General features: G+C 69.0%; 14 protein-coding genes and 1 pseudogene. 6 read left to right on the forward strand and 9 right to left on the reverse strand.

The window, feature by feature from the left end:
• Positions 1–58 precede the first annotated feature (58 nt).
• The 3 genes from HMPREF9058_RS07220 to HMPREF9058_RS07230 are packed head-to-tail and all read right to left on the reverse strand — an operon-like array spanning position 59 to position 5,010.
• A complete protein-coding gene (locus HMPREF9058_RS07220; RefSeq protein ID WP_009406619.1) occupies positions 59–1,612 on the reverse strand; it encodes a hypothetical protein in 1,554 nt (517 codons plus the stop codon).
• A 2-nt stretch (positions 1,613–1,614) separates the two neighbouring features.
• Positions 1,615–3,009, reverse strand: coding sequence for a hypothetical protein (locus tag HMPREF9058_RS07225; RefSeq protein WP_009406647.1), 1,395 nt, complete (start codon positions 3,007–3,009; stop codon positions 1,615–1,617).
• A 15-nt stretch (positions 3,010–3,024) separates the two neighbouring features.
• The gene (locus HMPREF9058_RS07230; protein ID WP_009747682.1) at positions 3,025–5,010 is read right to left on the reverse strand and encodes a hypothetical protein; all 1,986 of its coding nucleotides are present in this window, start codon (positions 5,008–5,010) and stop codon (positions 3,025–3,027) included.
• A gap of 189 nt (positions 5,011–5,199) precedes the next feature.
• Here HMPREF9058_RS07230 and HMPREF9058_RS07235 point away from each other — a divergent pair, with 189 nt between their 5' ends.
• Both HMPREF9058_RS07235 and HMPREF9058_RS12810 read left to right on the forward strand, forming a co-directional pair.
• Positions 5,200–7,581 (forward strand): type IV secretory system conjugative DNA transfer family protein, encoded by a 2,382-nt coding sequence (locus HMPREF9058_RS07235; RefSeq protein WP_009406639.1) that lies wholly within the window; start codon positions 5,200–5,202, stop codon positions 7,579–7,581.
• 80 nt (positions 7,582–7,661) lie between these two features.
• On the forward strand, positions 7,662–8,048 hold the full coding sequence (locus HMPREF9058_RS12810) for a DUF5663 domain-containing protein (protein WP_050798026.1): 387 nt from the start codon (positions 7,662–7,664) through the stop codon (positions 8,046–8,048).
• An 89-nt stretch (positions 8,049–8,137) separates the two neighbouring features.
• On the opposite strand, the gene HMPREF9058_RS07245 is transcribed toward HMPREF9058_RS12810, so the two are convergent.
• The 3 genes from HMPREF9058_RS07245 to HMPREF9058_RS07255 all read right to left on the reverse strand — a co-directional run bounded on the left by HMPREF9058_RS07245 (position 8,138) and on the right by HMPREF9058_RS07255 (position 15,349).
• Positions 8,138–12,127 carry a tetratricopeptide repeat protein gene (locus tag HMPREF9058_RS07245; RefSeq protein WP_009747655.1) on the reverse strand — a complete coding sequence of 1,330 codons (3,990 nt, stop codon included), beginning with the start codon at positions 12,125–12,127 and terminating at the stop codon, positions 8,138–8,140.
• 117 nt (positions 12,128–12,244) lie between these two features.
• A complete protein-coding gene (locus tag HMPREF9058_RS07250) occupies positions 12,245–13,912 on the reverse strand; it encodes an AAA family ATPase (RefSeq protein ID WP_009747701.1) in 1,668 nt (555 codons plus the stop codon).
• 72 nt (positions 13,913–13,984) lie between these two features.
• A complete protein-coding gene (locus HMPREF9058_RS07255) occupies positions 13,985–15,349 on the reverse strand; it encodes a hypothetical protein (RefSeq protein ID WP_009406651.1) in 1,365 nt (454 codons plus the stop codon).
• Positions 15,350–15,899: 550 nt separating this feature from the next.
• Here HMPREF9058_RS07255 and HMPREF9058_RS14010 point away from each other — a divergent pair.
• Both HMPREF9058_RS14010 and HMPREF9058_RS07265 read left to right on the forward strand, forming a co-directional pair.
• Positions 15,900–16,157 (forward strand): annotated as a pseudogene (locus tag HMPREF9058_RS14010) (DNA starvation/stationary phase protection protein); the annotation flags it as partial.
• A 239-nt stretch (positions 16,158–16,396) separates the two neighbouring features.
• A complete protein-coding gene (locus HMPREF9058_RS07265) occupies positions 16,397–17,725 on the forward strand; it encodes an alpha-amylase family protein (protein ID WP_043537896.1) in 1,329 nt (442 codons plus the stop codon).
• Positions 17,726–17,982: 257 nt separating this feature from the next.
• Here HMPREF9058_RS07265 and HMPREF9058_RS07270 read toward each other — a convergent pair whose 3' ends face one another.
• The 3 genes from HMPREF9058_RS07270 to HMPREF9058_RS07280 form a co-directional block, all read right to left on the reverse strand.
• Positions 17,983–18,384, reverse strand: coding sequence for a PIN domain-containing protein (locus HMPREF9058_RS07270; RefSeq protein WP_043537897.1), 402 nt, complete (start codon positions 18,382–18,384; stop codon positions 17,983–17,985).
• Positions 18,381–18,608, reverse strand: a complete 228-nt coding sequence (locus HMPREF9058_RS07275) for a toxin-antitoxin system antitoxin subunit (RefSeq protein ID WP_009406615.1) — start codon at positions 18,606–18,608, stop codon at positions 18,381–18,383. Before HMPREF9058_RS07275 ends, HMPREF9058_RS07270 begins: the two co-directional genes overlap by 4 nt.
• Before the next feature lie 360 nt (positions 18,609–18,968).
• Positions 18,969–20,015: a GlxA family transcriptional regulator gene (locus tag HMPREF9058_RS07280; RefSeq protein ID WP_009747657.1), complete on the reverse strand. Its 1,047-nt coding sequence runs from the start codon at positions 20,013–20,015 to the stop codon at positions 18,969–18,971.
• A 168-nt stretch (positions 20,016–20,183) separates the two neighbouring features.
• Between HMPREF9058_RS07280 and HMPREF9058_RS07285 the strand changes: the two genes are divergently transcribed.
• Together HMPREF9058_RS07285 and HMPREF9058_RS07290 are read left to right on the forward strand one after the other, a co-directional pair.
• Complete coding sequence (locus HMPREF9058_RS07285; RefSeq protein ID WP_009406635.1) at positions 20,184–20,828, forward strand: isochorismatase family protein; 645 nt, start codon at positions 20,184–20,186, stop codon at positions 20,826–20,828.
• A 248-nt stretch (positions 20,829–21,076) separates the two neighbouring features.
• Positions 21,077–21,589 carry a VOC family protein gene (locus HMPREF9058_RS07290; RefSeq protein ID WP_009747689.1) on the forward strand — a complete coding sequence of 171 codons (513 nt, stop codon included), beginning with the start codon at positions 21,077–21,079 and terminating at the stop codon, positions 21,587–21,589.
• Positions 21,590–21,636 lie beyond the last annotated feature (47 nt).

A 21,636-nucleotide genomic window follows, 5' to 3' on the forward strand; every position in this document is an offset into this window, starting at 1 on the left:
GACGGCAGCGGGCCGCCGTCCGCCCCTAGTGATCCGGTGGGGCACCGGTTCTCAGGGATCAGTGAGCCCGCTCGTCGACGTCGACCGCACCGGCATGTGAGACCGAGCGGTCGGGGGCGCGGAAGGCGGTGAGCCCCGCCCAGGTCAACGGCGAGCCCGCCGTGGTCGGCTGCTCCCGCCACCGGCGGAGGCTCGCACGCTTCCACTCGTTCATCTCTCGCACCGGGTTCGCGGCCTGCAGACACTCATCCACCACGACTGACAGGTCGAAGAACGGCCGGACGGTCGGGTCCTGACTGACCTGCTGGAAGAAGCGGTCCGTGAGCATCGTCCACCGCGTGGCCATGACGAGCTCGGCACCGGCCTCGAGAATCGCGGTCACCATCCCGAATGGCTCAAGCTGGCGCGGCTCGGTGCCCGACTGACAGGCCACCAGGCCGACGCGCGGAGGCATCGGCCACAGGATGAGACCGTGCTTCTCCTCCGGGGCGTCGAAGGGGGTGACACTGTCTGCCTCCTGGGCGACGTCGACGCCAGTGGGCCAGCGGGTGCCGATATCGATACGGGCTCCGGTCTCGCGGTGCTGGTACTGCTGATGCGCCGCGTACTCGCTCCACTTCCACGTGCCGTGGACGAGGTCGTCGGCGGAGAACCAGCGGCAGCCGGCAGCGTCGAGGGGCGTCCGGCCGAAGACCTCGGCGTCGTCGGCGAGCTGGAGCCGAGAGCTCATGCCGTCTCCGGTCATATGCCCCACGTAGAGCAGGTGGGACAAGGGCCGGTTGTTGTCCGGCGCGGCCACGCTATCGTCACGACGAAGCACCGAGGACAACCAGATGCGGTCAGCACGCTCCCGCCTGCGATCGGGCGCCAGCCCGAGCGATCCGCGGTTGCTCACGCGCTGGTCCCACTGCCTGAGCGAGGATCTGGACAGGACGCCTGGGCCGCTGGTTGCAGGGTTCCAGGGCTGGATGAGGTAGAGCGCAGGGGCGTCCTTGACATTCTCCCAGAACGGGTGCGCGACGGTGGGGTCGGCGTCGCGCGAGAGGATCGCGCCCATCGTCACCACATCGACCACATCCAGGAGCCGTTCGGCGTGCCCGTCGGCGGTCTGCCGTCCCGTCGGCAGCAGCTCCCAGGGGACCTGCCCGCACGACGGCGGGGTGTTGAGCACGACGAGCACGCGCCGTGACCCGTCCTCGGCTGCTTCGAGCACCGAGCGGACGAAGCCCTCGGGCAGAACGGCCTCAGCGACGTCGCTCATGAGCCTGAGCTCGGCCTCAGGTGACAGAAGCGGGCCTCGGGCCACACGCAGGAACCGGTTGGTGTCCTCGCCGCTGAGCCCGGCCTCCAAGGGCCGGTGGTCGATGCGAGCGCTGGAGCGCCTCGACGGAACCGCGAGTGGGGGGAAGACGTCGTCGAAGGACTCGGACGGGGTGGCGGCACCGTCGTCGTCGATGTAGTCGGGCAGTGCCCTGGCCAGGGCCTGGGTGACCTCGACGAGCCGGGAGCGTTCCAGGACCGCGAAGGCGGGCGGGCACTGCGCTGACTCCCAGGCGAGGTAGGTGCCCGACGGGGCGTCGACACCGTGCAGAATGAACTCAAGGGTCTCCATCGTCAGTAACCTCCGTCATCGTGCCGGTACTCCGCGGGCTCGCACAGGGCGTCGACCGTTGTCCGCTCAGCCAGCCACGCCTCACCGGTGACCAGCTCCAGGTCCGCGGGGACCGGGTTGTCGGGAAGCTCCCCGTCCGGCTCGTGCCGCCTGGCTGCGAACAGCAACGAGCGCCTGTCCCTCGCCCACGCGGTCGCCTCCTCCTGCTCGCGTACCATGCCGTGGCGCTCCGCGCCGCGAAGCGCTGGCTCGGGTCGCTCCACCGAGACGATGTCCACGCAGTCGATGTCCCCCTGGTCGCAGCCGCGTGCCCCCACGAGGTGGCGGCCGTCGTCGTCGACAGCCAGGTCGATGAGCAGGGGGAGGGTGGTGCCCCTGCGGTAGGCGCGTGCGTAGACCTGCGGCAGGGCGTCGTCGGGCCGCCGGTGCGGGCTCAGCCGGACCGATACGCGCAATGAGCCGTTGTCGTGCTCCCAGGTGACCGAGCTCGAGTCCGTGTCCAGCAGCCCCTGCTCGTTGACCCCCCAGTCCACCGAGTCGTGCCTCGTCTTCTGGTTGGCGGCGTGCTCGGCTGCGGGACGGGGCCGTGCCCCTGCGGCGAGGCCCCACATGTCCTCGTCATCGTCGTCACCGCTCAACAGGCCATGTGGGTCTGCCAGCTCGTTATGGAGCTGTGCCAGACGGGCCTGTGGTGAGTCCTCGGTCTCGGGCTCCTGATCCGGGTTACCGAGATCGAGCAGCCAGCCAAGCAGGTCGCGCAGCACCACCCGGAGGCGCCGGTGAAGGTGTGTGGCGGCACTGCCGTCGATGACGTGCTGCGCCAGAGTCGGCACGATGGCGGCCGAGTCCCCCAGGACCGCGCTGGTGATGCTGCCCAGGCCGAAGCAGCCCGGCACCTGCCCGCGCAAGGACAGGGAGGCCAGCTCCAGGTCCAGCAGGGCCGGATCGGGTTGGGGCAGCGGCACAGCGACGGGGCTCGGCCAGTAGCGGCGGATCCACATGCCCAGGGTGAGACGCGCAAGGCAGCGAGTGGTTGCCGTCGGCTCGGAGTGCCACCGGGTCTCGACGACGGCGCGGTCCTGCGACCGGCCCGCTGCGCGCGAGGCGAGCAGCTCGCGTGCGGCCTCCACGACGTCGTGCCCGTAGACGAGTTCGACCCACAGCGGGACGTCGTCGGTGTCGAAGGCCCCGCCCATGTATCCGGGGTGGACGCGGGATCCGGACCGAGTGCGCAGCTCCACGCACAGCCAGCCCCCGTCCACGGGCAGGACTGGCCGCAGCAGTTCCTCCTCGGGTACGAGCGCGGCCGGGGCGATGACGAGCTCGTCCTGTTCAAGGATGAGGTGGACCGTGTCCAGGGGATCGCCGGTGGGGGCGCTCAGGACAGGAGGGCGCATACTCTTCAAGACGGATCACATCCCTTGGATGAGGTCGAGGATGTCGTCGTACGTGGCCTGCCCGCGACGCTTGTCGAGGTCGGCGGAGGCGTCGCAGCATGAGCGGATCGTGGAGGCGGTCTCGATGGCCAGTCTGGCAAGGTCGGCGTGACTCGTCCTTCGTGACTGTGACGGTGTGCTGGTGCGACGATTACGGTGGGCGGGGGGCCTCGCCTGGAGATACGCCTCGAAGGCCATGGCTGCTTCGGTAGCAACGGGATCTGGCGTGCGCGAGGCGTCGTGCAGGTAACCGGACAGATAGCTCACCAGTGGTTGCGCCGGGTGCGCGACCGGCCGGGTGCGTTCCTCCGTGCGGGACCCGAGCCTCATGGCCTCGTCGACGCCGCGCCGTTGCTCGGCCTCGTAGGACGCGTTCACCCAGCTGGTGATGGTGAGCATGGTGCCTGTCAGCGTCGTGGTGATCGTGGGCAGGTCGAGGGCCGCCCCGATGCCGGTGAACTCACGCCGGTGGACTGCACGCCACAGACGCCGCATGTACTCGGTCTCCATGACAGCGATGATGCTCTGGTAGGTCCTGGACGTGCGGCTGGTGATGGCGTGCGAGGGGGCGGTTTCCATTCTTAGGCTGCCGAAACGCCGGGCGCTGTTGGCCACGCGTCGGTACAGCGAGTCCTTGGGCACCCCCCTGGAAAGAGATGACCACGCCGCCAGCATCGTCATGATTCCCAGGACCACTTCGAAGCCGAGCAGGAGTGTCAGACGGGCAAGGGGCGACTCCACCCCGATCCAGGTGGCGCATCGCTGGCCCTCGGCCTCAAGCTGTCTAGGGAGGGACCGGTAGGTCACGCCTAAGGGGGCGCCGTTGCGGAAGGCGGGTTGAAGGCGCTGGTACAGGGCCTGGTTGAGCGGGGCTGCGCTGAGGTGGTCCTGCCTCCCGCGAGCTGCGGAGTCGATGACGGGCTGACGGCGGAGAGCCGAGGTCTCCTCCGGGTGGACGAGATGGGCGCGTGCAAGGCTGACGAGCTGGGCGGTAAGCTCCGCCTGGCTCAGGTCCTCTGGGAGTCCGTTGCCGAGTGCGCCCAGCGACGCGGAGGCCTGGGCCTCGGAGGCGAACACGAGCTGCCGCGCCCAGCGGCGTAGCGCGTCGGTTGAGGTGGCCTCGATGGCCTCGGGGATCGGCGTCCATGTGCTCAATGAGGCGAGGACGTGGTCGTGAACGGGCTGGCTCTGCAGGAGCGTGCGGGCGTCGGCGGCTCTGACCTGGGTGTTGAGGTGGGCGACGATCGTGTCCAGCAGGTCCGTGACGTGCGGCGAGTGAGCGTTCAGGACGGTGGGGTCAGGGAGTGCGGCGAGCTCGGCCCAGACGACGCGCAGGAACTGCCGACGTCGAACCTGCTTGGTCGTCAGATCGGGACATCGCGGCGGGGCGGCGGTGAAGCGGTTCTCCAGGAGCTCGACCCAGAGCAGGGCCTTTCGGAATTGCTCACCGTTGCCGACGATGAGATCGCGGACGGTCCGAGCGTCCCCGTGGTTGAGGTAGGTGTAGTCGAGGTCCGGCTGGTCCCTGGTCAGGGACTTGAGGTCAACGACGGCGCCGACGTTGTTCAGATGACCTTTGAGCACGCAACGCAGCACCACTGCACGGAAGCGTTGCTCCGGGACGCCGGTCATGCGGGTGGAGGGCTGGCGCCCCCGCCGCCCGGGCCTTTCCGTCCACCTCCCGAACAGTGCGGGGTCCAGTTCCGACACCGTGGCCCAGGCGTCTTTGACGACCGCGGAGGCGGGTGTCGACAGGAACATTTCCAACCGGGGCGCGCGTCGGGAGGGAAGATGACGCATCTCGTCGTCCCACGGGTCGTCCTCTTCCTCGCCTGAGGTATCGCGGTCGACAGAGGTGTCGGGCTCGTCACCGTAGTCGTCGAGGTCCGGTTCCTGGTCTTCCGGGGTGAAGACCAGCGAATCGTCGGCGTACTCGTCAGTGAGCGACGACAAGGTGGACATTGCGAGCGCTCCTTGTGCTCTGGGTAACAGGCGCTGGGCAGAGAGTAGCAGCCCCGTTCTGTCCGGATCGAAACCGGAGATCTTCCCCTCCTGTCCTGTTGGGTGTGGGGCGGCTGCTGCTGGGACCGGGGTGAATCAGCACCGCTCCCGAGGGGTGACAGAACCCATTTCACTCCCAAGGAGACGACGATGAACACCCATGAGGTTGCCAGATCCATCCCGGAGACGCTGAGGAGACGGACCTTCATTCTTGAGGAGCTGACCCGCCAGACGGCGCCCGAACGCGTCGCCGACCTTGCCACGGCACGACTGCTGGCCGTTGTCGCCGAGCAGCCGCCGCAGGCTGTGGTCACCCTGACTCTGAGTGCTGAGCGCGACGGTGAGGTTGTGGTCCGTGTTGACGCCGTCGGCGCCGGGTCGACTTTCGATGAGGACCTTCGGTGGTGCTCGGAGGGAGTCCACTCCTGGAAGGAGGACGTTGCAGCCACGCCGTCGTGCCCGGCCCCGGCGGTCTTGTGCGAGGTGGTGGCGGAGGCCGCCGTCCGGCCCCGCTTCATGCCTTCTGCCTCGCCCGAGCTCGGTCGCACGGGTGGCTCGCCGCTGCTGGTCCTTGACGGCACCGTCGGCAGCAGTGACCCGACGGCGGGCCGTTCCCTGTCCACCTGGCCCAACCAGCTCACGACCTCCGGTATCCCGCTGGTGCGGGTGCTGCGTTCGACCGGCGGCAGCGTGCGCGTGCACCTGGCGTCGGCCAGCGAGGTCGAGCGTCTCATGCTGGAGGACATGCTCCTGCGCACCGAGGGTCGCGCCTCGATGGAGAGCACCATGCGCTACCTGGGAGTGCCGGTACGGATGCGGGTGCTGGTGGGCGTCGACGACGGCAGCTCCATTCCCGCGCGACTGGCCGCCACTCTGGGATGGTTGGCCAGTGACATCGCGCTCAGGACGGTGGACACGCCCCAGGAGCGCCACCGGCTCTGGCACGGCAGCGAAGGCTTCCTTGAGGGGCACGCGGTGCCGCGCGGTATGGCTCAGGGGCTGGTGCGGGTACCGGTGGCCGGTGAGGTCACCGAGGTGATCGGTCTGCGCTGCTCCACCTCCACGGTTCCTGACGTCCCGCTGGCCGAGGCGTTTCCCGAGGACGGGATCCGTCTCGGAACGGGCCTGGACTCCGCCGGGCGGGAGGTCGAAGTCGCGATGGGGGTGATCCAGACCACCCAGCACATGCACATCATTGGGGCGTCAGGATCCGGCAAGACGACCTTCACCGCCGCCGTCATCGGCGAGTGCGTCCGTCAGGGCATGGGGGTCACGGTGATCGACCCGCATGGCCCTCAGGTTGACCGGCTGCTGCGCGAGCTGGTCCTGCCGCAGGGGCGCCGGCTGCACGTGGTCCGGGTCGGGGACCTGGACCATCCGGTTCCCATGAACCCCTTCTCGGGCCGAGCCCACGACCTCGTGACTGCCGAGATCATCGAGATGTTCTACGAGATCTACGACCCGCACCGCAAGGGTATCATCGGGCCGCGTTTCGAGCGCTGCTTCCGGCAGGTCATGGATGCCCTCCACCTGCTCCTGGGCGACCGCGCCACTATTAGCCTGGTCCCGGAGGTCCTGCTCGATCGCGAACGGGTGCGTCTGGTAGCCGGCGCGGTCTCCGCCAAGGACCCCATCCTGGCCCGGGCGCTGCGTTCGGAACTCGTGGAGAACACCTCCGACGAGTTCAGCGACCTGCTGGCGTGGGTGACCTCCAAGTTCGACCGGCTCGTCCGGTCCCGTCTCATGCGTAACGTCATGGGCTCGGGGATGGAGATGATCGACATCTCCGAGGTCATGCGCCGCGGTGACGTGCTGCTGATCGACCTGGCGGCGCCTCGGGTCGGGGCTGAGCAGGCCCGTTTCATCGGGATGACCTGGCTGATGGAGCACACGATGGCCATGGGGGAGCGGCGCGACTGGGAGCTGCCGCACCTGGTGGCCGTGGACGAGGTGCAGCTGTTCTCCGCCGGCGGGTTGCCCGAGATGCTCGCCGAGGGGCGCAAGTTCGGCATGAGCCTGCTGCTGGCCCACCAGCACATGGGCCAGCTCAGCCCGACTCTGGCGGAGGCCCTGGAGGCCAACGCCTCAAGCGTCGTCGCGTTGCGCGCCTCCTTGCAGGACGCGCCCCGGGTGGCCGAGCGGATCGGCACCTGGGCCGGCGGCTCCCTGAGTCGCCTGCCCAATATGCGTGCCGCCACGACGTTGGCGACTCCTGCCGGGCAGACCCAGGCCTTCACCCTGCGGGTCGACCACAACGAGCGCGTGATGGCTGCCGAGCAGAGCGACCCCGGGGCGGGCGAGGCCCGGGCCCAGCAGGCGGAGGCAGACTTCCGTCGGCGCCTGGCCGCTCTAGGGACAGTGCACCCCCTCACCGGTGACGACCTGGAAGCCATGATCCGGAAGAACCGCCAGAGGTCGACGTCGACGTCGTCGTCCGGTAGCCCCGGTAAGTCCTTCCTCGAGGAGTGGTTGGAGAAGCGCGCCCGGATGCAGGAGGAGACGGGGAAGACCTCCTCTGACGAGCCCGCGTGACACCACCGTCCGTCCACAGCAGGTGAGCCCGTCGCAGCGCCGCACGCAGCGGAACAAAGAACGAGACACGAGGAGACATAATGAAGGCTAGGTTGATTAAGCTCCATGAGACCCTGTTCGCCGAGATGGCGAAGACGCTGACACCGGAGGAGATCGGGCGGCTCGGTGAGGAGGACGCGCGTGGCTTGGTGGCGCGGGTCTACAGCGAGCTGGAGCTGCGGGTGGGCAAGCGCCTGTGCGCCGCACTGTCCGACGCAGAGATCGAGGAGTTCGCGGACATCGTCGATGAACCGGAGAGCGGGGAGATTGCCTCAGCCGTCTGGCTGGAAGCGCACTGCCCGAACTACCGGGAGGTCGTCGACAACACGATGGCCGAGGTGATCGAGGAGACTGTTGAGGTGATTGCTGCCCTGCTGCGCGTCGGGGTGACAGCCGCCGGGGCCCCGGAGGCGATGAGTGAGAGCTGAGTGAGGACAGCCAGTGCCCAGCCGCCTGCAGCGCTGGTAGAGAGCCATCCTCGGGGGCGGGACCTTCACCCCGCACCCCGAGGGTGTTGTCAGCGGTAGGTGGCGCGGACGGGCTCGGGGTCGGGGCTGAGGGTGGTCAATGGGACGGTGCTGTAGGTGTCGAGGGCGGTGCGGTGGTGGGGCATGACCAGGTGCGGGCCAGGGCGGCGGGGTAGGTCGGTGCCGGAGAGCGCGGTCTGGGATCCGACGGGCGGCGCCGCGGCCAGGGCTGAGGAATCGTCGGGGGCATCAGCCTGCGGGGCGTTGCCGGGTACTGGCAGGCCGGCGTCTGCAAGCAGGGTAGGGGCCGCGTCGGGTAGCAGTGGGAGATGAGAAGTAAGGAGCGTGCGGGCGTCAAGGTCGCCGGGCCCGGGGGAGCTGGTGCTGATCTGGAGATCGAGAACGCCCACGGTGCGCCAGGTGGCGATGAGGTCCGACACCAGCTCAGCGCGGTTGAGCTCTGCTGCCAGCTCGATGGCGAGGTTCATGACGTCTTCTGCTCGGTTGCGGATCCAAGTCTCCCGCTGGCTGGGCTTGGCAAGGCGGAACCTGGCTTGGTCCATCCGCAGCGCCGCCTCCATGGCCATGGGCAGGCTCTCTTCCAGGAGTTCCGCTGCTTCCTGCTCGTTCTCACGAAAACGGGCTTCTGTGCTTAGCATTGATGCGTGGAGATAGATGCTCTTGGTGACGAGTTCTTCGTTGCCGCTTTCAATTACTGTCGTCCTGAGTTGATCTACCCATGATAGTGCCTCTTCTGGTGAGTTGTTAGCATAGGCTGTGGCGGCGAGGTACATCAAGCAGAGGGTCTGTTGGGCTTTAGTTCCGCGTTTCTTGCGGAACACGTCTAACGCCCATCGAAGATCGTCAGTTGATGCTGGATATTCCGCCCCGTCCATTGCCATGAGCATATTCTTCGCCCGGGTGATCTCATCGCGTTCTGACGTCCTTCTCAGGGAAGAGGCTTGTGCGCGTGTGTCGGACGCTTCCGTGCTGCGACCCGCTGCAGAATGCGCGGTGGCGATGGCGTCGAGGCAGTCGGCCTGTTCTTGTTGGGTGTCTGGGAGGGTGGCGTAGAGGGCTCGTGCGGCGTCGTAACGCCCAATGGCCGTGGCGTACTCGCCCAGGGCGACCAGTGCGAAGCCTGCATTGAGCTGGCAGTCGGCCTGGTCGTGTTGGGTGTCTGGGAGGGTGGCGTAGAGAGCGAAGGCGGCGTCGAAGCGGTTTGTGGCGGTGGCGTACTCGCCCAGGCTGCCCAGTGCGGCGCCTGCGTTGAACAGGCAGTCGGCCTGGTCACCTTCGGTTCCCGGGAGGGTGGCGTAGAGGGCTCGTGCGGCGTCGAAGCGCTCGACGGCCGTGGCGTGCTCGCCCATGTGCCGCAGTGCGAGGCCTGCACTGCGGAGACAACGGGCCTGGGCTTGTTGGGTATCTGGGATGGTGGCGTAGAGGGCGAAGGCAGCGTCGTAGCGCTCGACGGCCGTGGCGTGCTCACCGATGGCGTGCAGTGCAATGCCTGCGTTGTTCAGGCATTTGGCCTGGTCGTGTTGGGTGTCTGGGAGGGTGGCGTAGAGGGCGAAGGCGGCGTCGTAGCGCTCGACGGCCGTGGCGTGCTCGCCGATGGCGTGCAGTGCAATGCCTGCGTTGTTCAGGCATTTGGCCTGGTCGTGTTGGGTGTCTGGGAGGGTGGCGTACAGGGCGAAGGCGGCGTAGTGACGGTTCGTGGCGGTGGCGTGCTCGCCGATGGCGTGCAGTGCGATGCCTGCGTTGTTCAGGCAGCTGGCCTGGTCGTGTTGGGTATCTGGAAGGGTGGCGTACAGGGCGAAGGCGGCGTCGTAGCGCTCGACGGCGGTGGCATGCTCGCCCATGTGCCGCAGTGCGTTGCCTGCGTTGTTCAGGCATTTGGCCTGGTCGTGTTGGGTGTCTGGGAGGGTGGCGTACAGGGCGAAGGCGGCGTAGTGACGGTTCGTGGCGGTGGCGTGCTCGCCGATGGCGTGCAGTGCAATGCCTGCGTTGTTCAGGCAGCGGGCCTGGTCGTGTTGGGCGTCTGGAAGGGTGGCGTACAGGGCGAAGGCGGCGTCGTAGCGCTCGACGGCCGTGGCGTGCTCGCCGATGGCGTGCAGTGCAATGCCTGCGTTGTTCAGGCAGCGGGCCTGGTCGTGTTGGGTATCTGGAAGGGTGGCGTACAGGGCGAAGGCGGCGTCGTAGCGCTCGACTGCGGTGGCGTGCTCGCCCACGGCCTTGAGTGCCAGGCCCGCACCGTGGAGGCAGCGGGCTTGGTCGTGTTGGGTGTCTGGGATGGTGGTGTAGAGGGCGTGTGCGGCGTCGAAGCGGTCTGCGGCGGTGGCGTGCTCGCCCACGGCCTTGAGTGCCAGGCCCGCACCGTGGAGGCAGCGGGCCTGGGCTTGTTGGGTGTCTGGGAGGGTGGCGTAGAGGGCGTGTGCGGCGTCGAAGCGGTCGACGGCCGTGGCGTACTCACCCAGGCTGCCCAGCGCGGCGCCTGCATTGAGCAGGCAGTCGGCCTGGTCGCTTTCGGTTCCCGGGATGGTGGTGTAGAGGGCGAAGGCGGCGTCGAAGCGGTCTGCGGCGGCGGCGTACTCGCCCACGGCCTTGAGTGCCAGGCCCGCACCGTGGAGGCAGCGGGCCTGGTCGTGTTGGGTGTCTGGGAGGGTGGCGTAGAGAGCGAAGGCGGCGTAGTGGCGGTTCGTGGCGGTGGCGTGCTCGCCGATGGCGTGCAGCGCGTTGCCGGCGTTGTTCAGGCAGTCGGCCTGGTCGCTTTCGGTCCCGGGGATGGTGGTGTAGAGGGCGAAGGCGGCGTCGAAGCGGTCTGCGGCGGCGGCGTACTCGCCCACGGCCTTGAGTGCCAGGCCCGCACCGTGGAGGCAGCGGGCCTGGGCTTGTTGGGTGTCTGGGAGGGTGGCGTAGAGCGCGAAGGCGGCGTCGCAGCGCTCAGCGGCGGCGGCGTACTCGCCCAGGGCGACCAGCGCGGCGCCTGCACCGAGCAGGCAGCGGGCCTGGGCTTGTTGGGTGTCTGGGAGGGTGGTGTAGAGAGCTCGTGCGGCGTCGAAGCGGTCTGCAGCGGTGGCGTGCTCGCCGATGGCGTGCAGTGCGATGCCTGCGTTGTTCAGGCATTTGGCCTGGTCGTGTTGGGTGTCTGGGAGGGTGACGTAGAGGGCGAAGGCGGCGTAGTGGCGGTTCGTGGCGGCGGCGTGCTCGCCCAGGTTGCCCAGCGCGGCGCCTGCGTTGAACAGGCAGTCGGCCTGGTCGCTTTCGGTCCCGGGGATGGTGGTGTAGAGGGCGAAGGCAGCGTCGAAGCGGTCTGCGGCGGTGGTGTACTCGCCCACGGCCTTGAGTGCCAGGCCCGCACCGTGGAGACAGCGGGCTTGGTCGTATTGGGTGTCTGGGAGGGTGGCGTAGAGGGCTCGTGCGGCGTCGTAACGCCCAATGGCCGTGGCGTACTCGCCCAGGGCGACCAGTGCGAAGCCTGCATTGAGCTGGCAGTCGGCCTGGTCGTGTTGGGTGTCTGGGAGGGTGACGTAGAGAGCGAAGGCGGCGTCGAAGCGGTTTGTGGCGGTGGCGTACTCGCCCAGGCTGCCCAGTGCGGCGCCTGCGTTGAACAGGCAGTCGGCCTGGTCGCTTTCGGTCCCGGGGATGGTGGTGTAGAGGGCGAAGGCGACGTCGTAGCGCTCGACGGCGGCGGCGTACTCGCCCACGGCCTTGAGTGCCAGGCCCGCACCGTGGAGACAGCGGGCCTGGTCGTGTTGGGTGTCTGGAAGGGGGGCGTAGAGGGCGAAGGCGACGTCGAAGCGCTCAGCGGCCGCGGCGTACTCACCCAGGGGGATCAGTGCGAAGCCTGCACCGAACAAGCAGCGGGCTTGGTCGTGTTGGGTGTCTGGGAGGGTGGCGTAGAGGGCTCGTGCGGCGTCGTAGCGCTCGGCGGCCGCGGCGTACTCGCCTCGCTGGAACGCCTTTCCGGCCTCCTGAAACAGCGTCGACGCGATGGCGCGTGACGTGCTGTCGGGAACGCGGGAGCCGTCATCAGCCATCGCCGAATCCTCTCTCTGATGGCCGCACGGCCGGAGAGAGCCGGTCCCGGCCTGCTGCGGGATACAGGCCATCACGATACCGATTCCGCCGTGCTGAGCATGGGGAACCGGGGCGCACTACTCGGGGATGACCTGAGGCTCTGCCGCCGACATCACTGCGCGGTAGCGTCCCGGCTCCCGGCCCAAAAGCGGCGCCACCAGCCACCGCTCCACCTCCCGGTGGAGCCTGCGCACGCCGTCGGGCTGTGCCAGGGCCTCGGTCACCAGGCAGTCGCGCACACTGTCCTCCACGGTCACGCGAAAGCCCTCCGCCCGACTCACGTCCTCGAAGCGCTCCAGCACCCGATCCAGAACCATCATCATCCGACCCCGGTCGAAGGGGTGCATGAAGATGACCTCGTCGAGCCGGTTGAACACCTCCGGGGGCAGCAGACGACGGACCTCGGCCTCCGCCGTCTCCATCCGGTCGCCCCCTTCACCGAAACCCGTACTGACGCGTGTCAGCGCCCCCGCGCCCGTGTTCGCGGTCAGGATGACGTCCAAGCCCGTGGCGTCAACCGTCCTGCCCGCATAGTCGGTGACCGTCCCGTTCCCAAGCAGCTCCAGCAGCAGGGCGTCACGCAGCTCGGGATCCGCCTTGTCCACCTCATCAAGCAGCAGCACCGCCGACGGCGTACGCGCGATGCGCGACGTCAGCCACTGCTCCCGGTTCTCCGAACCCACGTACCCCGGCGGAGAACCGAGCAGCGAGGCAGACAGGTGACCCGACGTCAGCGCCCCCATGTCCACCCGGATGAGGCTGGTCTCGTACTGACCGTGCTCACGCAGCGCATTGACCAGCGTCCGCGCCAGCAGCGTCTTGCCGGTACCGGTTGAGCCGGCCAGCATCACCGCCGACCGCGGTCGCTGCGAGGCCAGCCGCATCCCCGACCGCCCCAGCACCACGTGCCGGGCGAGCGCGGCGCAGGACTCATCCTGCCCGACGACCTCTGAACGCAGCAGGCACGTCAGGGTCAGCTCGTCGACGGCGCACACGGAACAGCCGGACTGCGGCTCGCGGCCCACGCGTGGACGCACGCAGTCGCCGCCGTCGAGAACTGTCCACGTGGCCCACTGGTCCAACAGGCGTCTGCCCAGCAGCGGCTGGGAGCAGCCCTCGTTCTCCGACGGCGCCAAGGCCGCAGCCAGGACCGTGGGCTCCGGGATGGTGACCGAGTGGAAGGCCGACAAGCGGCGGGCATCCTCCCGCAGCGCGGACACCACCTCGGGACTCCCCGGACGGGGGCGCGCGTCCACTAGGACCGCACCCGGGAGCAGTGCCGACGCGCGGTCATATTCCTCAAGCTCTTCCCAGGCACGGGCCGGCACCACGACCACCAAGGGGGTGTGGAGACAGTCCGCGACCCGCCGAGCCAGCTCTCGCACCTCCGACAGCCCAGGATCCGGGTAACGGTCGAGGATGACCAGGACCTCCTTGTGCGGTTGTTCCGGTGAGCGGACGGAGTCGCGGAGTATCTCCTTGAGTCGGGAGGTCTCCCGCACCACTCGCACCCGGGTGGGTGCGTGACGCCACCGGGGCGTGTACCTGCGTAACGCTGCTGTCAGTGGAGTTGAGACGGCGTCGGCCTCCTGGGACGGTGCGATCACGTAGACCGGGACCGGGTCCTTGGCCAGCAGGTGCGACAGGACCTCCTTGGTCCACTCCGGCAGGAGTCGGGGCAGGGGTGAGCCGTCCCTCCGCTGGGCGGAGGGGGGTGTGCAGAACGTTGATGTGCTTGTAGCCACGCCCTTGATGACGGATGCGTGCAGTCACCGCGTCCGTCAACGAGAGGACGTGTGCGCCCGAAGGCGGCCCGCTCATCTCTCGGCCCTCCGGGACTCCTGCGGGCGCCCCACCTCGTGGCGGCTCTCCTCGACCAGCGCCCGGAGGGTGGCGCGCGCCTCCGGTTTGGTTCGAAGTAGCTCGCGCACGGTCTCACCGGCGCGTTCTCCCGAGTACTGCTCCTGGAACGGCCCACACATGAGGTTGGCGGTGGAGGAGTCCTCGGCGAGTGTCTCCATGACGCAGATAGCGACCTCCAGGTCGCTGCGACCGTTGTTGGCCGGGTCGCCCAGGGCGCTTCGGAGAGCCTTCAGGAACACGGTCCGCAGCTCCTTGTCGGCAGCGTGGGAGCTGTTCCGCGACCTGGCGCCGACGGTCGGGTTCTTGACGGGCTCGGTGCTCGGGAGCGGGGTGTCCAGGGAGTCCAGGAGGGCGTAGCCCGACCTTGTGCTGTCCTCATCGGCGTCGAAGCTCTGGTCCAGGCTGACGGGTTCGGCCGCTGACCGGGTGACAATGACGGCCGTGATGGTGCTCTGCCAACGCTCCTCGCCGACCTCTCTCCGGGCCTGGGCGATTGCGGCGTCTGCCGTTGACCGTGCGTCCTCGATCGTCATCTCAGGCTGGCCGCCCAGGAGATCCAGCGCTGCGCTCTCGACGCCCTCGCGGTGGGAGCAGCCGGTGGCCAACCGGGTGGTGAAGTAGTCCGTCACGATCCTCTCTGTGGCGGGGTCAGCCAGGTGGAGGCAGGCGACAGAGGCTGCCGGCTTGGCGGGACGCCCCGCAGAGACCTGACGAGCACGGTGCTGGTCGATGACGACGTTGTTGATCGTGGTTCGCAGCTGCGCCAAGGACTGGCGCGTGCCGGAGCTCTTGTCGCCAAGGCGGTTGAGGACGGGGATGACTCCCTTGACGTAACGGTCGCCGTCCTGGAACCCGAAGAGGACCTCCCAGACGATCGAGACGCACTCAGGACACGGCTGCGCCGTCGTCCGCGCGGCCTGGTTCGGTGGGGTGTCGTGGCTCGGCGACCGCTCTCCCTTCGGTGTCCACGCACCCAGACGGTTGGTGTCCTCGAATAGGCGGGCCCTGCTCATCGGCCGACTGGCGTCGTGGTGGCGCTGGCAGGTCCGCTTGACCTCGGAGCACGAGTAGGCGATCTGTGCCAGGGGGGTGATGATCTCCTGGGAGTAGTCCTCGTTGCTCAGGGCGATGACCTTGGCGGCCCTGAGGCCAGACGTGTCGTAGCGCTTGACGTGGTACACGATCCCTGTCATCGGGCTGTAGCATCGGCTCATGGCATCGGCCGCGTCCTGTTCGGTGTACGGCTGACGCTTCTTCGTGCTGGAGGATCGCGCTCCGGTGCGGTTGCGGCGGTTGTGGGCATTCGTTGACGTGGCCATGACCAGTTCCTTCCAGTGAGGAGCGGAGGTCCCGCTCAACCGGAAGGAGTGGTGCTAATTCGTCTGGTCGCCCGAGCCTCGGTGGCGTACTGAGGAACCGGAGTGGAGGGTGGCAGTCCTTTCTCCTTGTTGCGTTCTCGGGCTCGTTTGTCCTCGATGTCGCATATCGCCAGCTTTCAGCAGCTTGACCACCGTCTCTGGACTGCTGGGTGTCCTGCTGGAACGGTGATCTGGACTTGCAATGCCCCCCTGGCCGGTTGGCTTGCAGCGCCCGACTGCAAGCCAGGCAGATGTCGCCCCTAAACGGATCGTTCACGGCGTACCTCGGATCCGCATGGTTCTCCGGGGCTTCCCGGAGTAGATGGAGGCAGATAGTCCGATTCTGGGCTCGCCCGCTTTCATTTCCTCCGGTCGCCCAGGGCTCCTTCCAGGCAGCCCAGGGTCGCGTCGATGAGGCTGTGGCGCTGGGAGTGGGGGCAGTCTGCGTGCACCCAACGCAGGCAGGCGTCGTCGAGGATTCCGAGGTAGCCCCACGGGGCGAAGTTGTCGCGCCGTCCCCGACGGCCGCCCGGCCACCGTCTCCGCCGCCACCACCCTCCCGGCTGCCCCCGAGGGCGAGATCCTCACCAGCGAGGGCGTCGCCTACATCGTCTCCGCCATCGAGGCCGTCGTCGCCACCCTGCGCGGCGTGGACGAGGACGTCGACTCCGAGGACCCCACCTCCTCCGGCATCGTCGAGGACCTCATCGGCAAGCTCGAGCAGCAGGCCTGGTTCCTCTCCGCCGAGGTCCGCAAGCCTGTCCGCTGAGCCTGAGGCTCGCGCCGACGCGCTGACTCCATCACGTGGGGCCCACCTCCTGGCGAGGTGGGCCCCACGTTCGCATCTGTGGGCCGGACTGTCGGCTCCGGGGGTTGTTCGCCGGGGGCGGTCCCAGATCTCATTGCCGCCAGTCGCCCGGCGCCCCGCAGGCGGCCCGGTGCAGCCCGGTGTCGCGTCGGACGGGTCATAGCGCTGCCTGCACGACCCAGGAGTGGCACCCTTGAGACATGACGAGTGAGTCAACTGGAATGAGCCGATCCGCCGCCCCCTCCTGGATCGACCACGCCATCTGGTGGCAGGTCTACCCCCTCGGCGCCACCGGCGCCCCCATTCGCCCCGAATCGGGTACGCCGCTGACCGAGCCCGGCGCCCCCGCGCGCCTGGACCGTCTGGAGCCCTGGCTCGACTACGCCGTCGAGCTCGGCGCCAACGGCCTGTCGCTCGGCCCCATCTTCGCCTCATCCACCCACGGCTACGACACCACCGACCACCTGCGCATCGACCCCCGCCTGGGGGACGACGCCGCCTTCGACCGCCTCGCCGAGGCCTGCCGCACCCGGGGCCTGGCCCTCATGCTCGACGGCGTCCTCGGGCACGTCGGCACCGAGCACCCCCTCTTCCGGGCCGCCCGCGCCGGGGGAGAAGAGCGCGGCCTCTTCCGCTTCGACGACGCCGCCGTCGGGGACGGTGCTGGCGGGAGCGATGCCGGACCGACCGGCCCCGGCTACGCCACCTTCGAGGGGCATGAGTCCCTGGCCGCCCTCAACCACGACTCCGCCGAGGTGCGCGACCTGGCCGTGCGGGTGCTCACCCACTGGCTCGACCGCGGCGCGAGCGCCTGGCGCCTGGACGCCGCCTACGCCGTCGACCCCGCCTTCTGGGCGAGCGTCCTGCCCGCCGTGCGCGAGCGCCACCCCGACGCCTGGTTCATGGGCGAGGTCATCCACGGCGACTACGCCGGCTTCGTGGAGGCCTCCACCGTGGACACCGTCACCCAGTACGAGCTGTGGAAGGCCACCTGGAGCTCGCTGGCCGACGTCAACTTCTACGAGCTCGACTGGTGCCTCAAGCGCCACAACGAGCTGCTGGACCGGTTCGTCCCGGCCACCTTCGTCGGCAACCACGACGTCACCCGCATCGCCAGCAAGGTCGGGGCCGGCGGGGCGGCGCTCGCCGTCGTCCTGCTCATGACCGTGGGTGGCGTGCCCAGCGTCTACTACGGGGACGAGCAGGCCTTCCGGGGGGTGAAGACCGAGACTCTCGGCGGCGACGACGAGGTCCGCCCCGCCCTTCCGGCCACGCCGTCCGGGCTCGCGCCGCAGGGGGCTTGGATGCTGCGCCTCCACCAGGACCTCATCGGGCTGCGACGCCGCCACCCCTGGCTCGTGCGCGCCCGCACCGAGGTCACCGAGCTGGACAACCCACGACTGTCCTACGACGCCGTGGGCGAGGAGGGTCAGCGGCTGCACGTGAGCCTGGCCCTGGAACCGGCACCCCGCGCCGAGGTGCACGCCCCCGGCGAGGCGCCGCTCGTCGTCGAGCCGCCTGCGGAGTGAGGGGGCTCGCGCGGGCGGGTGCGTCGGCCGCGCTTGCGTTCCAATGGTCGAGGACTGGGGCCCGTGCGCTGACGGGGGCATTCGACGCCGTCGGGGACACTTTGCCGCCGGCGGGTGCCATCGACGCGTACGGGGACAGGAAACTCGTCCCCGCACGCGTGGGCTGTCCCTGCCCGGAAGAGGCCGCACCCCGCCGCGCGGAATGTCCCCGTCGATGTCGCCGGCAGGGGTTTGCAGCCGGGGTTTGCGGCGTTCGTCTACACCGTGATGAGTGGGAGACCGGGGTGGATCACGCTCAGGTCTTCAGGGTCGGAGGTCACCGCGGTGTGCCCCTGCTCCTCCGCCAGCAGGGCGACGTGAACGTCAACGATGTCCCGGTGTCCGCTGCGTCCGCACAGCAGGCCGACGGCTCGCGCCGTCATGTCATCCAGAGGCGCCACGTGCACGCTGGGATCCGCCAGTAGTCGCGCGACGCGGGCTTGCCGAGGGCCTCCCCGCCAGGCCTGTGCCACGACGCCGGCTGGCACGCTCAGGGGCAGTCCCCTCTCTAGTGCCCGGCGAAGGAGTGCGCGGACCCGCGAGTCCCCGCGCTCGAGTGCGAGCAGCGCGCCGGTGTCGAGAGTCAGGCCCTTAACGCTCTTCTTGCTGGTGGTGGTCACGCCAGTCCCAGTGCCTTGTCCGCCCAGGCCAGGTCGGCGTCGTCGACGGGGCCGAGCTCGCGATCAAGGTCGTCCAGCAGCTGGGCGAGGTCGTCCTCCCGTTGTGCGCGAGCGACCGCTGCGCTGATGAAGCCCGACACCGACGGCGCCCGGCCCTGCTCGACCGCGCGACGAATTGAGACGACCTGCTCGTCCGGGAGGCTCACCGCGATCTTCTGAGTCATACCCGAATCATACCGCGGGTGGCGCAGGCGCCTCGCGCCGAGGTGTGTGCCCCCGGCGAGGCGTCGCTCGTCGTCGAGCCGCCCGCGGAGTGAGGGGCTCGCGCGCGGCCGGAGATCGGTGGCGTCGGCGTCCTGGTCGATCGAGGCGCGGGCGGCCCCGCGCGCTGATGGGGACATTCGACGCCGTCGGGGACACTTTGCCGCCGACGGGTGCCATCGACGCGTACGGGGACGGGAATCTTGTCCCCGCACGCGCAGGTTGTCCCCGTCCGGAAGAGACCGCACCCCGCCGCGCGGAATGTCCCTGTCGATGTCCCCATCGATGTCGCCGGTGGTGTGGCCTCGGATGTCAGTGTGGCCTCACGTCGTGGCGGGGTCGGGAGAAACGGTGCGGAACCGGCGTCGGTAGGCCGACGGTGTCGTGCTCAGTATCCGGGCGAAGGCCTGGCGCATAGTGACGGCGCTGCCGAAGCCGCAGCTCGAGGCCACCTGCTCGACCGCCAGGTCTGTGCTCTCCAGAAGGCGCTGGGCTTCGCGCACCCGCTGCGCGCGCACCCATGCCGCAGGCGCGATGCCGGTCGACTCCCGGAAGGCACGGATGAAGGAACGGGTGCTCATCTGTGCCGTCCTCGCCAGCCGTTCCACGGGTAGCGGCTCGCCCAGGTGCTCCAGCGCCCAGGCCACCGTGCTGCCGATCGGGTCGTCGTCGGCGCGCGGCGGCACCGGCCGCTCGATGTACTGTGCCTGCCCGCCTTCGCGATGCGGTGCGATGACGAGCTGGCGTGCGACCTCGTTGGCGGCCTGTGCCCCCAGGTGCGTGCGTACCAGGTGGAGGCAGGTGTCCAGGCCCGACGCCGCACCCGCCGAGGTCAGAACATCGCCATGGTCCACGTAGAGGACCGACTCGTCCAGCGCGATCTCAGGGTGCTCGCGCGCCATCGGCTCGAAGGCCCGCCAGTGCGTCACCGCTCGGCGCCCGCCGATGAGACCGGCCTCGGCCAAGGGGATCGCCCCCAGGCACAGGCCGACAACGCAAGCGCCCCGCGCATGTGCGGTCTTCAGGAGGGAGCGCAGCTCCTCCCCAGTGGGGCGTCCGTCGACGAACCACGCGGGGACCACGACGACGTCGGCCTCACTCGCCAGCTCTGGACCTCCCAGGCCGTCAAGGATGTAGCCCTCGGAGGTGCGGATGGCGGCGGTGCGCGATAGTGCGGTGGACGGCGGTGGGCCCGCACCTTCCGCGGGAGCCGCGGCCTCCTGTGGGGGCGTCACCGACTCGGAGGTGGTGGTGAACAGTGAGACCTGCCAGTTCGCAAGACCCAGCCGGCTCACGGTCCCGAAGACCATCTGGGGGATCGACAGGTGGAACATGGTGATGCCGTCGAAGGCGTAGACGGCGATATGCATGCGACCTCCCTGAGTACGTCCCGCCTGGCGCCGAACCGGTGTCCCTCAACACCTGGCGTGAAACCATCGATACGTAGCATATGCGCCACTGGTGGACACCAGTCCGATCGCACATCCTGAGTGTCACTACGCAACCGCCGCGCCACGGCGCACACGTTTGGAGACACCGTGACTGATCGAGATGAACCGGGACGAACCGTCCCGAGCAGGGCTCTGGTTCTCGTCGACGTACAGAATGAGTACGCCCGCCTTCCGCTGCGCATTCGCTACCCGCGCCTGCGCGACTGCCTGGAGCAGATCGAGCGGGCGCTCGACGCCGCCGAGAGCGCCGGACTCCCCGTGGCCTGCGTGCAGCACGCCGGTCCGCCCGGCGGCGCGATCTTCGCCCCCGGCGGGAAGGGCTTCGAGCTCTGCCCGCGTATCGAGTGCCGACGGACCCCGCAGTGGAAAAGCGTCGTCAAGCACCACGGGTCGATCTACGCGGGAACCGACCTCGCCGCATGGCTGCACGAGCAGGGCGTCAATACCGTCACGCTCGTCGGCTTCATGGTGAATAACTGCGTCCTGGCCTCGGCGGCCTGGGGAGAGACGATCGGCCTGGCCACAGAGGTGCTCTCTGACGCCGTCGGCGCCATCAACCTGCGCAACCGCGCCGGCAAGGCCGATGCTCGTACGGTTCACACCACGCTCATGGCGTTGCTGCACTCCAACTGGGCGGCGGTGACCACCGCCGACGACTGGTGCCGGGCGCTGGCTCGCCGTGAGCCGCTGCCTCGCAGCAACCTCGTCGTCTCCGCGATGGCTCCGTTCTGACGGCGGCGTTGTTGACCATGACGGGGGCATATCGTCACGGCCGGGGGCATTCGACGCCGTTGGGGACACTTTGCCGCCGGCGGGTGCCATCGACGCCTACGGGGACAGGAATCCCGTCCCCGTATGCGCAGGTTGTCCCCGTCCGGACGAGACCGCACCCCGCCGCGCGGAATGTCCCCAACTGCGGGGCCAACAGCAACGCGGATCACCTTGACCCTCACGTGGCGTGAGGGATGAGGCTGCCCCGCATGAGCACCTTCAACGCATTCGAGATGAGCCCCGTGCCCGCGCCCAGTGAGGACGCCCAACCGCCCGAGCCCTTCCACGGCATCTACGGCATGCCGATGTTCGTCACCGTCCCGACACCGGACCTGGACGCCTCGGTCGATTTCTGGACTGAGGCGCTGGGCTTCTTCACTTTGTTCAGCATTCCCGGCCAGCTGGTGCACCTGCGCCGCTGGGCCTTCCAGGATGTCCTCCTGGTGCCGGCGCAGCAGGCACCCGCCCCGGCCGATGGCCCCTCGATGAGCGTCAGCTTCTCCTGCGTCCTGTCCCAGATCGACGAGATCGCCGCGGCCTGCGAGCAGCGCCGACCGGGCAGCGTCACCGGCCCGCGCATCACGCCGTGGAACTCCCGCGAGGTCGAAGTCGCCACCCCTGAGGGCGTGCGCGTCATCCTCACCGCCGCCAGGCCCCTGGATCCGAACAGCGCGCAGGCCGATGGCCTCCGGCGCATCGGCATCGAGGTTCCCAAGGCCTGACTGCAGCCGCTGTGCGCCCTCGTGCGCCGGGGGCATTCGACGCCGTC

It is taken from the genome of Actinomyces sp. oral taxon 175 str. F0384 (assembly GCF_000223355.1).
Classification (GTDB): Bacteria; Actinomycetota; Actinomycetes; order Actinomycetales; family Actinomycetaceae; genus Actinomyces; species Actinomyces oris.